This is a genomic window from Bacillus sp. FSL R5-0447 (assembly GCF_038606125.1).
GTDB classification, from domain to species: Bacteria; Bacillota; Bacilli; order Bacillales; family Bacillaceae; genus Bacillus; species Bacillus velezensis.
Map to the genome: position 1 here is coordinate 295,630 of NZ_CP152012.1, position 16,438 is coordinate 312,067.

Sequence of the window (16,438 nt, forward strand, 5' to 3'; positions counted from 1 at the left end):
CTGAATTGGGCCTGTAAAAATATATTCGCAAATGGAATATTGGCAGACTGCGAATTGAATGAAGAAAAAGCAGCCTGCCTATCACATTATTATGGGAACTGAATTCCATTTTAAGGTAAAATTGTAGATCTTATTACCCTTCCTATCAAAAATTTTCTTAGAAAGAAAGCGGGAGTGATCCGTAATGAATAGCGTTCAATCTTATATATTTGAACAAGTGAAACAGCATAAGCTAAGCCAGAAAGAAGCAAAGCGAATGCTAAAAGAATTAAAGGCTGCAAGCAGCAATGAAGATATTGCTATCATTGGAATTTCCTGCAGACTGCCGAAAGCAAACAATACAGATGAATACTGGCAGAATCTGATGAATGGAGAAGACTGCAAGGCGGAATATCCAAAAGATATGATCAATTACATTAAGCCGATCGTAAACAATAAAGGGTTTACTGATTTTCTCGGTTCAGGATATCTGACGGAAGAACAAGCAGATAACTGGAAACCTGGCGGATATTTAGAAGATGTAGACAAGTTCGATCCTGAATTTTTTAATATTTCTCCTAAAGAAGCAAAGGCCATTGACCCGTCTCATAGAGTATTGCTGGAGACGGTATGGACTGCGATTGAAGATGCAGGGTATGCAGGGGACAAAATTTATGGAAGCAACACATCGCTCTTTGTTGGAAAAGACCATGTCAATAATACGTTGTACCGCTACATTACAGAATCAGAATCGACAAGTATGACGGGCAACTGGCCGGGTTTGATGGCGGGGCGGATTAATTATTTATTAAATTTAAAAGGAAGTTCTATGGTTTTGGATTCTGCTTGCAGCTCGGGGCTGCTTGGTGTGCATCTTGCCTGTAATGCTTTGAAAAATAAAGAATGCGATATGTCTATTGTCAGCGGAATTTCATTAGGATTCTTTCCGCGCTTCAAAACGTCCAAAAAATCAATGATGGAATCAGTAAGTGATAAAGTACACTCATTTGATAAAGACGCAGACGGGACATTTTTCAGTGACGGAGTAGCGGCAGTCATCTTAAAACCTTTAAGTAAAGCCAAGCAGGACGGAGATCATATTTATGCTGTTATCAAAGGGAGTGCAGTTAATAATGACGGGGCCTCAAACGGATTGACAGCTCCAAATGCCATCGCCCAGGAAGAAGTACTGGTTCAGGCATGGGAAAATGCTCAAATTGATCCCGAAACCATTCAATATATCGAAGCGCACGGTACAGGCACAAAGCTTGGAGATCCAATTGAAATAAAGGGGATTTCCAATGCGTTTTCAAAATATACGGACAAGTTGCAGTTTTGCGGGATCGGATCTGTTAAATCTAATATTGGCCATACTGTTGCCGTTTCGGGTTTGGCGTCACTTATCAAGATCGTTCTGTCTATGAAGCATCAAGTCATCCCTCCGAGTATTAATTTTAAAGAACCGAATTCATTGATTAACTTTGTGAAGTCACCTGTATTTGTTACAGACAAAGCCCATGAATGGCCTAAAAATAACTCACCGAGGAGAGCGGGAATCAGTTCTTTCGGCTTTGTGGGGACCAATTCACATGTAGTGATTGAAGATGCTGGAGATGAGGTTGAAGAGGTCATTCCTGCAAATGAAACATTTGAGATATTTACTTTATCAGCTAAAACAGAGAATTCTTTAATGAAACTCATCAAGGAATATAATGAATTCTTTAAAAAAGGAACTCAAAAAAACGTAAAACACATTTGCTATACGGCAAACACAGGGCGGGGCCATTACGGCTACCGATTGGCTCTGATTGTAAAAAGTTACGAAGAATTAAAGAGAAAAATCGGCAGGCTTGCAGGACAAAACCTGAATGAAATATCAGAAAAAGGCGTATATTTTTCTTTCCATAAAGTTGGTTCTGATAGAAAACAGATTATGGATGAAGGAGAAATTTCCTTATCTGAACATCGAAAAATGAATGCTCAATCTGACAATTTGATACATGACATTCTTACTGAAGGGGATGAATATTTACTGCTAAACCTTACGGAAATTTGCAACCTGTATATCAGAGGAGCAAAAGTAGAATGGACAAAAATGTACAAGGATGAGCACAGAAAGATTGTCAGTCTTCCGACATACCAATTTGAAAGAACATTATGCTGGGGAGAAGTAAAGGACAGAAGAGGTGAAGCGCCGCATCAGAAAAATATCAGTCACCCGCTGATTGACCAGTGTTTGGCTGATTCAATGAATGAGACGATTTATTCAACGACATTTAATGTGAATAAGGATTGGGTTTTAAGTGACCATAAAATCATGGGGGCTTGTGTTATTCCGGGAACGACTTATATCGAAATGGGAAGAAGAGCAAGTGCCACTTACTATAAAAGCAATCAATTAGAATTACGAGATATTATCTTCTTCACTCCGTTAACGGTAAATGAGGGTGAGAATAAGATTGTACACACAATCATTAAGAAAAAGAAAGAATGTATTCAATTTATAATAGCCAGTCAGGAAGGAGAAACCTGGATTACACATGCAGAAGGAAAAGCGTTTCCATTAACGGACTCTGTATCAATGTTTGATTTAGACTCTGTTAGGAATGACAGTAACAGAGAGAAGATAAAAGTCAATTATGAAAATAAAAATGGTTTAATCAGCAAAGTCTTTACTTTCGGACCGAGGTGGCTGAACTTCAAAGAAGTCATACTGGGCCCTGATGAACAATTGGCCGAATTAAAATTGGCTGATGAATTTACAACAGATTTAAAAGACGTCTTTTTACATCCCGCTTTGCTAGATAATGCGGTGAACGTGTTTATTGGAGAAGATGATGACGATAGTACATTCCTTCCTTTTTCATATAAAAGTGTGAAGATTTACTCAAGAATGCCGCAGCATTTTTATGCGTTTGTCAAAAAGAACGCAAGCAGCAAAGAGACAAAGCTGTGTGATATTCAGTTAATAGATACAGAAGGACATGTTTTTGCAGAAATCACCGATTATGTATTAAAAAAAGTAAATCGGATTAATGCCCTTTTTGAAGAAAGTTCTGAATCACTTTATCAATTAAAATGGATGGCGCAAGAAGCTTTTGAAGAAGAAAAAACAGAGGTAACAGGTCCTGTACTGTTATTTAAAGACAACATGGAAATTTATAAATCTATACTGGAACAGTTGAAAATTCGTGACGATGATGTTATTGAAGTGGAGTTTGGGGATGAGTTTCAGAAGATAAATGGGCGGAAATTTCTAATTAGCGGATCAGAAGAAGACTATGTTCAATTATTGCATAGCATAAACGATCAAAATATCAGCAGCATTATACATATGTCTTCTATCAGCCGCCAAGGAACGGAATCATTAACAGATTTAGAAGACATGCAGAATAAAGGCGTATACAGCCTGTTCCGCTTAGTCCGGGGGTTAAGTAAGAATAAGATGAAAAGCAATATTAATTTGCATCTTATTTCTGATCTTGTGACAGAAGTGTCCGGAGAAGAAAATACAATCAATCCATTGGGCGCCGCGTTGTTTGGTCTGGGACGTGTTATTTCGCAGGAGTTCCAAAATGTTTCATGTAAAGCAATTGATATTGATGAACATACTTCACCGGAAATTATTAGTGAGGAGTTAAGAACAAAAGGGAAACACTATCAAGTCGCCTTTAGGGATGGTAAGCGGTATATCAGTCGGTTGGATACGGTTGAACCAATAAAGAATAAGAAACACGGCGGTTTGGAAATTAAAGAAAACGGTGTCTATATGATTACCGGCGGCACCGGCGGAATCGGTTTGGAGATCGCAAAGCACCTGGCTGGAAAACATAACGTCAATGCTGTATTGCTCAATCGCTCTAAACTGCCTGATCAAAGCCGATGGGACGACATCATTGCTGATGGAACGGATTTAAAGCTTTGCAGAAAACTGAAGTCCATCAGAGCTATCGAGTCAATGGGTTCTAAAGTTGATTGCTACAGCTGTGAAGTTTCTGACTTAAACAGCATGGGGCCGGTAATTGAAGAAATAAAACAGAAATACGGTACGATCAATGGCGTGTTCCATTGTGCCGGAGTTGCCGGGGACGGTTTCCTCTTTAGAAAAGAAGCTAATATTTTTAAAGAAGTGCTTGCTCCTAAAATTAATGGAACATGGGTTATCAATCATTTAACGAGAGACGTAGATTTAGATTTCACGATTTTGTTCTCCTCAATTAATTCTATTTTCGGAGGTGCCGGACAGGGAGATTATACAGCTGCAAATGCTTATTTAGATTCCTTTGCTTATATGCAAAACAAACAGGGAAAAAACACGCTGTCAATTAACTGGCCGGCTTGGGATGAGGTCGGCATAGCTGTCGATTATGGAATTACTGATGAGAGCTCTATTTTCAGATTATTGACGGTAGAAAGGGCTATTTCCGTTTTAGAAGAAATAGCATCGAATAAGCTTACTAATATCATTCCAGGTACATTAAATATGAAGCTCCTCGCTTTTGCGAAGGATGAATTGTCTTTTGAATTATCTGAGCAAATCAAAAACAAATTAATAGATAAAAACAGGACAAAAAACGAAGCAGAAAAACGTCGAAGAACAGATACTGAAGATATAGTGCTGAAAGGAAAGGGAGAACTTTACTCCGATACCGAAAAAAGTATTGCGCAAATGTACTCTATGGTTTTGGATATGCAAGAGCTAGATTTATATGAAAGCTTTAGCGCCATGGGCGGCGATTCTATTATGGCAACCCAACTGTTAAAACTGATTAATGAACAATATCCTGACATCGTGGATATATCCGATATATTTACATATTCCTCTGTAGTGGAGCTATCAGAGTATATTGACAAGCAGCTGAATAAAGATTCACAGCAAGAAACGGAAGAAGATACTGCTGAAAATCGGCTTGAGCAAGAACTCAACAATCTATTTGACGACCTGGAGAACGGCAAAATCAATATACAAGAAGGATTGAAAATTCTAGAAAACTAGTTACGGAAAAGGGGAAAAATAATGAAGAATACGGAAGAAAACAAGACTGCAATCATAATCGGAGGCGGTATTGCAGGAATGGCCGCGGGCTGTTACTTGCAAATGAACGGATACAGCACGAAAATCTTTGAAATGGGTTTGCTGCCGGGTGGTTTATGTACCGGCTGGAAGAGAAAAGGGTACTTTTTTGACGGTTGTATCAGCTGGCTGGTCGGTTCAGGACCTAACAATACGTTCCATAAATTTTGGAAAGAACTGAACGTAATACAAAATATGGAATTCATTAATGATGAAGAATTTGCGGTTGTTAACTTTAGAAATGGTGATACATTTACGCTGTATGCAGATGTAGATAAATTAGAACAGGAGTTTTTAAGAGTTGCACCTGAAGATGCGGAAACAATTAAGCTTTTAACTGATGGCATTCGAGTTGTTTCTGATGTAGAGCTGGATTTGGATAAAGCGCCCGAACTGTTCGATTTAGCAGACTTTGAGGCCTTCAAAGCAAAGGCTGGCCCTTACATGAAAGTAATGGGGCAATGGGGAAAAGTGACGATCAAAGAATTCGCCCAGCGCTTTAAAAGCAGTTTTGTAAGAGAGAATGTAAATCGTCTGTTTTGGTTTAATGTAGATACCCCTATATCTTATTTTATGGCTACTTTAGGCTGGGCTAATAGCAAATCTTCAGGACATCCTGTAGAAGGTTCTCTGCAATTCGCAAAAATTATTGAAGCTAGATATGTTGAATTAGGCGGTGAGATTCAATATAAATCACCTGTTTCTAAGGTTTTAGTAGAAAATGATAAAGCGATCGGAATAGAGTTGAAAAACGGGCAGTGTCATTATGGAGATATCGTCATTTCAGCAGCGGATGGCTATAAAACTATTTTTGAAATGCTGGATGGAAAATATACAGATGATGAACTGACATTTTGTTATGACAACCTTAAAACAAGTGCACCGCAAATTTATGTCGGATTGGGCGTATCAAAAACGTTTGAAAAATATCCTCATTATTTGAGCCTGGAATTAGAACAGCCTCTTAATAGCTATGGCTGTGACAACGTTAAAAACATATTTGTGAAAATATATAACGAAAATCCTTCCTTCGCACCTGATGGCAAAACGAGTATTATCGTGTATGCGAAAACTTCTGCTGAATACTGGGAGACTTTGCAAAAAAACAACCGCGAAAAATATGAAGAAGAGAAAAAAGCAATTGCGAATGTAATGATTGATGAATTAGACAAATGGTTTGGTGAAATTAAATCAAATATTGACGTGACTGATGTATCCACCCCATATACGATCAGAAGATACACAAATAATAGAAATGGAAGCTGGCAGGGCTGGGAAAAACAGATGGAAGGCATCATACACGAGAAAAAACTGAAACGTTCACTTCCCGGACTTAAAGACTTTTATATGGTTGGGCATTGGAGTCAAGTGGGAGGAGGTCTTCCGAGTGTTGTCTTACAGGCAAGAAATCTAGTGCAGGTGTTATGTAAAGAAGATGGAAAGGTGTTTGAGACAAAAATTAACTAATTCAATAAGCTGCTTCTTCAATTGAAGCAGCTATTCTATATATCCATGATGCTTCTCATATTTTATATAGAATCAAAATCGATAGGGGTGATTAATCGTGGATGATATTTCGATTATAAAACAATATGTATTGGAGCAAGTAAAAGAGCAAAAAATGGACAGGGAAATGGCTTTGCGCATTTTGAAAGGATTATCAGATAAGTCCAAGAAAAATCAATGTGATATTGCCATTATCGGCATATCCTGCCGTTTCTCAAAAGCCAATAATGCAAAAGAATACTGGCAAAACATTATGAACCGTGCCTCATGCATCCGGGACTTACCGAAGAAGCGGCGGAAAGATATTGATCCATTGCTGCCCAGTGCGAATGAGAATTCTTATTTTAAAGCGGGTTTCTTAGATGAAATTGATAAGTTTGATTCATCATTTTTCAGAATTTCGCCAAGAGAAGCCATGCTTATGGATCCGAAACAAAGATTGTTTTTGGAGACAGTTTATCACGCTATTGAAGACTCCGGTTATGCTGGGAACAAGTTACAAGGTTCGAATACAGGTATTTTCGTTGGACATGATCATAGCGGTGACTTGAAGTTTTCCTATGCTTCCCTAGTAAATGATGCGGATATGATTGCAATGACAGGTACTTATCCCGGCATATTGGCAAGCAGGACCTCCTACATTTTTAATCTGAAAGGGCCAAGCCTGGTTGTTGATACAGCCTGCTCTTCCGGACTCGTTTCGGTTCATCTTGCTTGTGAGGCACTTAAAAATGAAGAATGCAGCATGGCTATAGCGGGAGGCGTTAATTTATTTCTAAGACCTGAAAATATAGGTACGATGAGCGAGATAGAAGCGGAAAACGCTAAAATCAGCATTTTTGATAAAAATGCAAAGGGGACAGCATGGGGTGAGGGGATTTCTGCTATTGTATTAAAACCTTTACATAGAGCAATAGAAGACAGAGACCACATATATGCTGTCATTAAAGGGAGCGCTACGAATAATGACGGGGCTTCTAACGGAATCACCGCTCCTAATGCTGAATCACAAGAGAAATTGATTACGCGTGCCTGGAAGAATGCGAATATTAGTCCGGAAACTATTTCTTATATTGAAACGCATGGAACAGGCACGATTTTGGGAGACCCGATTGAGATCAAAGGGATAACGAATGCGTTTAAGAAATATACCGATAAAAAGCAGTTTTGCGGTATAGGTTCAGTCAAACCCAATATCGGCCATACAGTCGGGGCATCAGGCATGGCGTCTCTCATTAAAGCATGCATGGCTTTAAAAGAGAAGGTCATCCCCCCAAGTATCAACTTTAATGAACCGAATCCTTTAATTAATTTTTCGAATTCACCTGTTTATGTGAATGACATGATAAGAAATTGGGAAAAAGGAGAGACGCCAAGAAGAGCCGGTGTAAGTTCGTTTGGCTTCAACGGAACCAACTGTCATATTGTATTGGAAGAAGCACCTGGAATAATAGGTGAGACTGAACAGAGACAGGTAAAAGAGGTATTCACTCTGTCTGCAAAAAATAAGTCCATCCTGAATGATATTGCATCAAAGTATCTTCATTTTATCTCGGAAGAAAACAATTTGAATCTCTCTGATCTTTGTTATACAGCGAATACGGGAAGAAGACATCTGGAGAATAGAGTGTGTTTTCTCGTAAAAGACATCGAAGATCTGAAGGAAAAACTTGAAAGTCTGCTCGAAGCGCCGGTTCAGCAAGAAGAAGCTGCATTTTCTTTTAAGCCCGATAGAGATCTAAGTACCGCTGCTGGAGAGAAACTTAAGGCTTATAATGCAGGCGGGAGAACAGATGAGAGTCTTCTGATTGATATAAGCAAGCTCTATGAAAAAGGTGCAGAGATCGATTGGGAAAAGATATATGAAGGAGAAAAAAGAAGAAAAATCAGCTTGCCGGGTTACGCATTTTTGCGGGAGAGACATTGGGTGAAACTGCCTGAAAAATTACCGATAAGCAATGCACTAGATAACCCCTCAGTCAACAAGCCTCAAATAATAAGACTGAGTGGCAGGGAAGACGGCTGTTATTCAGAAACAGAGCTAATGGCAGGACAAATTTGGGGAAATGCCCTTGGAATCAATCCGATCGATGTTACATCCGATTTTTATGAAATGGGCGGAGATTCAATCATAGCAATAGAAATCATCAACTTTATCAATAAACAGCAAGGAACGGAGCTTTCAGTTTCAGACTTGCTAAAGCATTCGAATATAAAACTCTTTTCAGCTTATTTGGATGAATATTCTCTGAGGAAGACAAATGATGTGAATGTGATTCCCAAAGCAGGCGATTTTGAGTGGTATGAGGCATCATCTGCACAGAAAAGAATTTTTATTCTAGATCAATTAAATAAAAACAGCACTTCTTATAATATCCCGTTCTTTTTAATGATTGAAGGAGAGTTGGACGATAAACGTTTAGAAGATGCGTTTAAAAAATTAATAATCAGGCATGAGGTTTTAAGAACGTCCATAGTTTTAAGAGACGGGCAGCTTGTGCAAAACATAGAAAAAGACGTTCGATTTAAAATGGATAGAATCAAGACCTCCGACGAAGAATTAGAGAGCCTTATGGCTAATTTTGTCCGCCCGTTTGATGTAGAAAAGGCTCCTTTACTGCGTGCAGGATTAGCCGAGATTAGTCATCAAAAACATCTTTTAATGATAGATTTACAGCATATTATAGCGGATGGGGCGTCTATCCCGATCCTCCAAAGGGAATTGATAAATTTATACGAAGGCAACGAACTGCCGCCATTGAACATTCAATTTAAAGATTTTGCGAAATGGCAAAATGAATTATTTCATACTGAAGAAATGAAAAAACAAAAAGATTTTTGGTTAAATGAGTTTAAAGGAGAAATTCCCGCTCTCAATCTGCCCGCAGATTTTTCAAGAGAAGCCGAACGAGATGATCAAGGTGAACGAATCTATTTTTATGCAGGAAGAGAGCTGACCGCCAAGTTAAAAGAATTAAACGCAAAACAAAAAGTCACCCTTTTCATGACTTTAATGGCTTCATTTAATGTGCTTCTCCATAAACTTACTGGTCAAGAAGATATTATTATCGGCACACCTGTAGCCGGAAGAAAGCATAAAGAATTAGAAAACATGATAGGAATGTTTGTAAATACGCTGGCACTGAGAAATAAACCATCTGCCGACAAAACATTCAAAGAACTGCTTGAAGCCGTTAGGGATAATGCGCTTCTGGCTTATGAAAATCAAGATTATCCTTTTGAAGAGCTTGTAGACCATTTGAACCTTGAGAGGGATATAAACCAGAATGCTCTTTTCAACGTTATGTTTGTCCTTCAGCTGATGGATAATCCGGCAATTGAAGTAAATGGGCTGAAATATAAGCCGTATCCTTACGAAAACAAAACAGCCAAATTTGATCTTTTGCTTCAAGCATTTCCTTCAGAAGAGGATATCAAGTTTGAGTTCACTTATTCATCAAACTTGTTTAAGCGCACAACTGTAGAAAAATTCTCACATCGATTCTTAATGATTCTCAATCATATTGTTGAAAGTCAAAATGGACTAATCGGGGAGATTAACATTTTAGAAGAAAATGAACGACGCGAGATGTTGAGTTACAGTGGCAGTGGAAGATCACTGAGAAGCAGAGGCGCAGATGCATCTATCTGTGAGCTTTTTGAGAAGCAGGCGGAAGCAACGCCGAATCAAATAGCCGTGTCTGCACAAGACGGAAGCTTAACTTATAGTGAGCTGAACAAAAATGCAAACCGGCTTGGAAGAGCACTCATTCAAAAAGGTATCAAAAAGAATGAAGCAGTGGGCATAGCTGCAGACCGAACCACTGATTTTATCATCGGAGTAATGGGAATTTTAAAAGCGGGAGCAGCTTATCTGCCAATTGATCCATCATATCCGCAAGAAAGAGTTGAGTATATGCTCAAAGACAGCGGGGCCCGCTTGTTACTGACGGATCGTAACAATCATTGTCAAAGGTACGGAGTAGAAAGTGTTTGTCTGAATGAATTGGAAACAGTTCCAGACGACGGGAGAAATGTTAAAGGAGGAGCGGAACGGCACAGCCTTGCCTATATCATCTACACTTCTGGATCAACGGGACACCCAAAAGGTGTGATGATCGAACATAAAAGTATAGTGAATTTAACAGAAGCCCTGCATGAACGTATCTACTGCAAACATGGCGGGCGGCAGAATGTAGCGTTGTTGGCACCCTTTTCCTTTGACGCTTCTGTCAAACAGATTTTTTCTGCGCTGCTTTTGGGACACTCTCTTTACATCATCTCTGAAGAAGCCAGGCATGATATCACGAAACTTGCTGAGTTCTATATCCAAAATAAAATAAATATTTCTGATGGAACACCAGCCTATCTCAGCCTGCTCTCTGAGTCTCCGCAGTGTGGCCGTATAGGTGTAAAACATTTTATTATAGGCGGCGAAGTGCTTAAACCTGAAGAAGTAAAGCGTTTTTATAAAGTATTTAAGAAGAATGACCGTCCTTATATAACAAATGTATATGGACCGACGGAATGCTGTGTTGATGCTGCATCTTATACGATAAACCCAGATAATATTTCCAATATAAAGAGGATCCCTATCGGCACGCCGATAAAAAACTGTTCTATCTACATACTAGATAAACAGCAGAAGCCTGTGCCGCCGGGAGTTATCGGAGAGTTATACATCGGAGGGGAAGGAGTTGGACGGGGTTATTGCAATCGTGAAGAACTAACCGAGGCTAAGTTTATCCCGGATCTTGTTCATTCTGGTGAGAAAATGTATAAAACCGGAGATTTAGGCAAGTGGAATGAGGATGGGAATATAGAATTTGCCGGAAGAATCGATCGTCAAGTAAAAATCAGAGGATTTAGAATTGAACTGGATGAGATTGTAAACAGACTGCTGTCTCACCAAAATGTTCAAGAAGCGGTTGCGATTGCTCACAATGATCAGATATATGCCTATACAGTATGTAAAGATACGCAGCCGCCTTCTCAGCTAAAAGAATACTTATTGGAATATCTGCCGGAATATATGGTCCCGACAGTCATTATGGGCATAGATAAAATTCCGTTGACGAACAATGGGAAGACTGATGTAAAACGTTTGCCGCTACCAGCTGAAAATAATGCCGAGCTGCATCACTTTATTGCTCCGAGAAACGAGATTGAACGAATCGTCAGTGAGGTCTGGTCCGACATTCTTGAAGTTTCTAAAATCAGTATAAAAGATAATTTTTTCGTTTTAGGCGGAGACTCAATTAAAGCCATACAAGCAGCGGTCAGAATGGAAAAATTCAATCTTAGGCTGGAAGTGAAAGACATTTTTCATTACCAGACAATCGAAGGAGTTTCGAATAAAGTCAGTTATATAACAACGGCATCTGATAACAGTGTGATAACGGGGGAAGCCGGTCTTGTGCCAATTCAATGCTGGCTGGCTGAACGCCATAATGATACTCTGCACCATCGGAATCTTTCTTTTATGCTATACAGGGAAGCCGGGTTTGGCGAAGACATTGTAAAAGACATTTTCACCCGGATTATTCAGCATCATGACAGTCTGAGAACAGTATTCAAACGTAAAGGCGATAGAATGGTACAGGTAATCAGAGGCCTGACGGACGGCGACTTGTTTGACTTTCATCTGATTAATGCAATAAACATGCCGCAATCAGATTTAAAAATGAAAATAAATCAAATACAAGCCAGTATGGATCTGACTCACGGACCGCTTGTTAAATTGGCACTGATTAAGGAAGCAGATGGGGAACATCTGTTAATCGTCATTCACCAAATGATAATTGATCATATGTCTTGGAGAATACTGCTTGAAGATTTTAATACAGCATATCAGCAAGTTAAAAGTAACGAAGACATTGTATTACCAAATAAAACCGATTCGTATTTAAAATGGTCTGATTATCTCTATAAATATGCTGAAAGTGAACGGCTGTTGTTTGAGAAAGAGTATTGGACAAAAATCGAAAATGTTTATGCTCCGTCTATTCCGGTTGATATCCAGGGGCAAATTGCCAAAGTCAAAGATAACAGACAAGTATACAGGCAGTTTAATGTTCGGGAAACTGAAAATATAATGAATGCGATTCAAGGACAAGATCATTTCACTATTGAGACTGTTTTGCTCACAGCTTTAGGTTTGACAATAAAACATCAAACAGGCAGTAATACATCTCTCGTGCACTTAGGCAACCATGGCCGCACTCATCAGAGTGAGAAGCTTAATATCTACAGAACAGTAGGCAGATTTTCTGCAATCTATCCAGTGGCTTTGGAGGTCTCCGATTCAGATCATATCGGTTCGAGTTTAGATAATGTTAACTCGACCTTAGCCAATATTCCTGATCAAGGGATAGGATATGGTATTTTAAGATATTTAAAACAAGGTATAAAAGAGAAATCAAAACCAGACATTTCATTTAATTATATGGGCGAATTTGATAATGAACTGCACACAGAAAGCTTTACGGTCTCTCCGCTTTCAACCGGGAATGATATAAGTGAAGATGAAATTTGGAATTACAAGTTTAAGTTTATTGTGTTGGTAAGAGAGAAAAAATTAAGCATTGGAATTGAATATAATCAAAATCAGTACCATAAGAGTACTGTAGAAAATCTGCTCAATCAGTATATGCATTATATCAAAAAAGCAGCAGAAACCATTTAATTAATCGGAGGTTAACGTAAATGACCAATTCAGTTCAGCAAGATAAACAAGTACCGAAGAAATATCCTCAGGCCGCAGTCATGCAAATGGTTTCAGGGCTGGGGTTTTCCCTGGCAGTTAAAACAGCGGTAGAATTAGATGTATTTTCCGCTTTTCAAAATGGACCAGCTTCAGCGGAAGCGATAGCTGAAGCCCTTGAATTGAACCCCTCTGCCTTATTCAGGCTCTTAAGAGCGCTGGAATCCGTCGGTTTGGTCGCCCAAGCTCAAAATGGCTATTATGATGTAACAGAGTATGGTGCCACTTTGATGCCTGGGAAAGCAAAATCCATTGAGCCTTTGGTAGAATATCTGCTGCATGAAACAGTAGTGCAGTCTATGTTTAAAATGGATTATAGTATCAAAACCGGCAAATCCGCTTTTGAAGCCATTTATGGCGATAAATGGTATGAGAATAATAGTCTTGATCAAGATTACTTAAAAACAATGGATAAGGCGATGGAGATTTATTCAAAAATGAGTCTGCCATCCATATTGAAAGCTTACTCATTTGAAAAGTTTGATGTTATCGTAGACGTCGCGGGAGGAATGGGCCAGTTAATAACAGGCATTTTAGGTGCTGCTCCTAAATCAAAGGGGATATTGTTTGATCTTCCAAAAACGATACAAAGTGCAAAAAAGCATTTAGCATCTTCAGAGATGAGCGAACGCTGTCAGTTTACGGAAGGGAGTATGTTTGAGGAAATTCCTTCCGGGGGAGACTTGTATGTGATAAGCAAAGTGTTAAATGATTGGGATGATGAGCATGTGGTTGCTATTCTTGAAAATATAGCCGGTGCCATGTCTGATCATTCCAAGCTGATTATAGTTGAAAATGTGCCTGAAGCAGACAAGCTGTCCCCTGAAGAAGCTTTTCGTGATTTATTATTTTTAGTATGCTCTGCAGGCGGCAGAGTCAGAAAGAAAACCGAGTTTGAACAATTGATTGAGAAAGCCGGATTAACACTATTAAATGTAATTCAGACCCCGAGTAAATACACAATTTTGGAGTGTGGAAAGAAATAATGTTATATAAGCTATCTCCTTTAGGAGATAGCTTTTTTATATAAAAAGTTCACCAATTTGACTGATTGATTCTGTCTATCTATTGATTTCTCTGATAAAATAAAACTTATAATATTTAACATAATTATAAATTTGAACCATCACGGAGGAAGAAACATGAAAATGAGACTCGTTATGCTATTTGCCGCGGCCGCCGCTGCTTTGTTGCTTGTGAGCGGGTTGTGGGTTCCGTCAGCGTCTGCGGCGCCGGCTCCTGCTTTAACACAAATCCGTATTATCGGTGTGACGTCTGACGGTCAGAATTACCAATGGGAAAATATCGGGCCGAACCAAATCAGCGCATCAAAACCGATGAAGGGGACAACGGGTTATTTAGCCGTATATTTCCAAGGGTATCCGAACAATAACTCGATCCAGGCATTTAACAACGGAACGAATATTACAAATCTTACGTCAAAAGCGCTGGAAGATGAATATACAAAAAACGGCAATATCGTTACAGGCTATATTAAATATTACAGCGTTCCTCTTTCTTATGTCAGTTCAGGAACGTTCTCTTTCTCCGCAACGGGGCTGAACGGGCCGTACACGCCGTTAAGCAGCGGATTTTTCTCCATTCAGGTACAGAGTTAAAACAGCCGCCCGGTGCTTTCATGTATAGTTTTTCTCTCTTTCCGGGAAGCTATTCCTAAAGAAAAGGGAGGGCTTACATGATGGACAGGACACTCGGATATTTGCGCGAGGCGCTTTCGAACCACTTGGAGCATGATGTGTGCCGAGGGATTTATAAAAAGCTTCAGGTGAAGCATTATGCAAATGAGGGCGAGTTTGTGAAAGATCTAAATGATTTGGAAATGGATGCGCTGAATCAACTGCTTGAAAAGGAAATCAAATATGCTGAGAACGAGCAGGATGAGAAGCGCACGATGGAATTGAATGAAGTATATGAGCTCCTGTTTTAAAAAGCCTCCCGGCGGTCGGGAGGCTTTTTATTGTTTCGGAAACAGTTTACAGAATCATCCAACCCTTTGTATAATGGATAGTTGTGAAAAACACAGACGGAGGAGAAACATGAACGAAATAAAAAAACAGACGGTTCTTGAGTTGTCATCGGTTGAAAAAGCTTTGGTTTTTCTGGTGCCGCCATTATTTGGGCTGGTCATCGGATGGTTTCTGCCGGTCATTGCGAAGTGGGCCGTAACATTGGATTGGCTGCCTTTTCACGGGCCGCTGGAAATAATCGCTTCTTTTCACGGATGGAAGGCTGCGGCTGCAACTGCCGTTATCGGCTTAATCGGGGGAGTGTGGCTGACGCGGGCAGCTTTTAAAGAAACTCTTGTGGCAGTCGTGACGGACAGCGAGGTGTCCTTAACCATATATAATGAAGAAAGCGTGTTTTCGAAAGACAGCATTTCCGGTGTGTTTACGGATGAAAAGCATCTTGTCTTATTGGGGACTGAAGGGCAGGAGCTTTTTCGGGAGAAGCTTGAGCCGGCGGTTGAAAAAGCGGCTGATGCGTTTCGCGCGCATGGGTATGTCTGGCTGGGGACGGAAGATCCTTTTAAAGAAGAATACAAACGGTGGGTGCCGGACACGCCGGATTTGGAGCCAGGGGCAAATGCTCTTTTAAAAGCGAGAGAAAAGGCGCTGAAAGAGGAGGAAAAGGCTGATGCGAAAGAACTGAAAGCGGAAATATCCAAACTGGGCATTACCGTGCGGGATAAAGGCTCGCGCCAATATTGGCGGTTCTATCAAACGCCGTCTGCATAAAAAAGCTGCCGCCGTTTGATACGGCCGGGCAGCCCGGGAACAGATTATTTCTTCTTGTCATCATAATATTGAACCGGGTACATGGAGCCTTCGGATACCATTTTGTTATCTTCAATATCTTCGGGATGCGGGTTGCCTGCTTTGTTGACGGGGAATGATTCAATATCCTGCTTCCCGGAGAGCGATGTTTTCATATTGCGGATAAAGTTCATCACCTTTTGGCGGTTTGATTTATCTTTGAGCAGGTAGGAAGTCACTCCGACAGTCGACACGGCAAGTCCTGAAATGAGCAGTTTTTGTTTCACGATAAAAACTCCTTTCTATTTCTGGCTTGCAGTAGTTATTCCCGCTTAACGGCTG

Annotated in this window: 8 protein-coding genes; 7 read left to right on the forward strand and 1 reads right to left on the reverse strand. The window is 39.8% G+C overall.

Annotated elements, in window-relative coordinates:
• The first annotated feature begins 184 nt into the window (after nucleotides 1–184).
• The 7 genes from NYE68_RS01640 to NYE68_RS01670 all read left to right on the forward strand — a co-directional run bounded on the left by NYE68_RS01640 (nucleotide 185) and on the right by NYE68_RS01670 (nucleotide 16,078).
• Complete coding sequence (locus tag NYE68_RS01640; protein ID WP_071392179.1) at nucleotides 185–4,975, forward strand: type I polyketide synthase; 4,791 nt, start codon at nucleotides 185–187, stop codon at nucleotides 4,973–4,975.
• Nucleotides 4,976–4,996: 21 nt separating this feature from the next.
• On the forward strand, nucleotides 4,997–6,520 hold the full coding sequence (locus NYE68_RS01645) for an FAD-dependent oxidoreductase (protein WP_053573785.1): 1,524 nt from the start codon (nucleotides 4,997–4,999) through the stop codon (nucleotides 6,518–6,520).
• A gap of 97 nt (nucleotides 6,521–6,617) precedes the next feature.
• The gene (locus NYE68_RS01650; RefSeq protein WP_324636162.1) at nucleotides 6,618–13,244 is read left to right on the forward strand and encodes a non-ribosomal peptide synthetase; all 6,627 of its coding nucleotides are present in this window, start codon (nucleotides 6,618–6,620) and stop codon (nucleotides 13,242–13,244) included.
• 20 nt (nucleotides 13,245–13,264) lie between these two features.
• Nucleotides 13,265–14,308 (forward strand): methyltransferase, encoded by a 1,044-nt coding sequence (locus NYE68_RS01655; RefSeq protein WP_033575115.1) that lies wholly within the window; start codon nucleotides 13,265–13,267, stop codon nucleotides 14,306–14,308.
• Between the two features lie 156 nt (nucleotides 14,309–14,464).
• Nucleotides 14,465–14,941: a DUF4879 domain-containing protein gene (locus tag NYE68_RS01660; RefSeq protein ID WP_342494035.1), complete on the forward strand. Its 477-nt coding sequence runs from the start codon at nucleotides 14,465–14,467 to the stop codon at nucleotides 14,939–14,941.
• An 80-nt stretch (nucleotides 14,942–15,021) separates the two neighbouring features.
• Nucleotides 15,022–15,270, forward strand: coding sequence for a sigma-G-dependent sporulation-specific acid-soluble spore protein CsgA (locus tag NYE68_RS01665; RefSeq protein ID WP_060675288.1), 249 nt, complete (start codon nucleotides 15,022–15,024; stop codon nucleotides 15,268–15,270).
• A 109-nt stretch (nucleotides 15,271–15,379) separates the two neighbouring features.
• Nucleotides 15,380–16,078: a hypothetical protein gene (locus NYE68_RS01670; RefSeq protein ID WP_039252906.1), complete on the forward strand. Its 699-nt coding sequence runs from the start codon at nucleotides 15,380–15,382 to the stop codon at nucleotides 16,076–16,078.
• A gap of 44 nt (nucleotides 16,079–16,122) precedes the next feature.
• On the opposite strand, the gene NYE68_RS01675 is transcribed toward NYE68_RS01670, so the two are convergent.
• Nucleotides 16,123–16,383, reverse strand: a complete 261-nt coding sequence (locus NYE68_RS01675; RefSeq protein ID WP_003156732.1) for a hypothetical protein — start codon at nucleotides 16,381–16,383, stop codon at nucleotides 16,123–16,125.
• Nucleotides 16,384–16,438 lie beyond the last annotated feature (55 nt).

Excerpts from the sequence above, each read along its gene's own strand:
- NYE68_RS01640 (WP_071392179.1), top strand. The coding sequence starts at position 185 with ATGAATAGCGTTCAATCTTATATATTTGAACAAGTGAAACAGCATAAG.
- NYE68_RS01670 (WP_039252906.1), top strand. The coding sequence starts at position 15,380 with ATGAACGAAATAAAAAAACAGACGGTTCTTGAGTTGTCATCGGTTGAA.
- NYE68_RS01665 (WP_060675288.1), top strand. The coding sequence starts at position 15,022 with ATGGACAGGACACTCGGATATTTGCGCGAGGCGCTTTCGAACCACTTG.
- NYE68_RS01660 (WP_342494035.1), top strand. The coding sequence starts at position 14,465 with ATGAAAATGAGACTCGTTATGCTATTTGCCGCGGCCGCCGCTGCTTTG.
- NYE68_RS01655 (WP_033575115.1), top strand. The coding sequence starts at position 13,265 with ATGACCAATTCAGTTCAGCAAGATAAACAAGTACCGAAGAAATATCCT.
- NYE68_RS01645 (WP_053573785.1), top strand. The coding sequence starts at position 4,997 with ATGAAGAATACGGAAGAAAACAAGACTGCAATCATAATCGGAGGCGGT.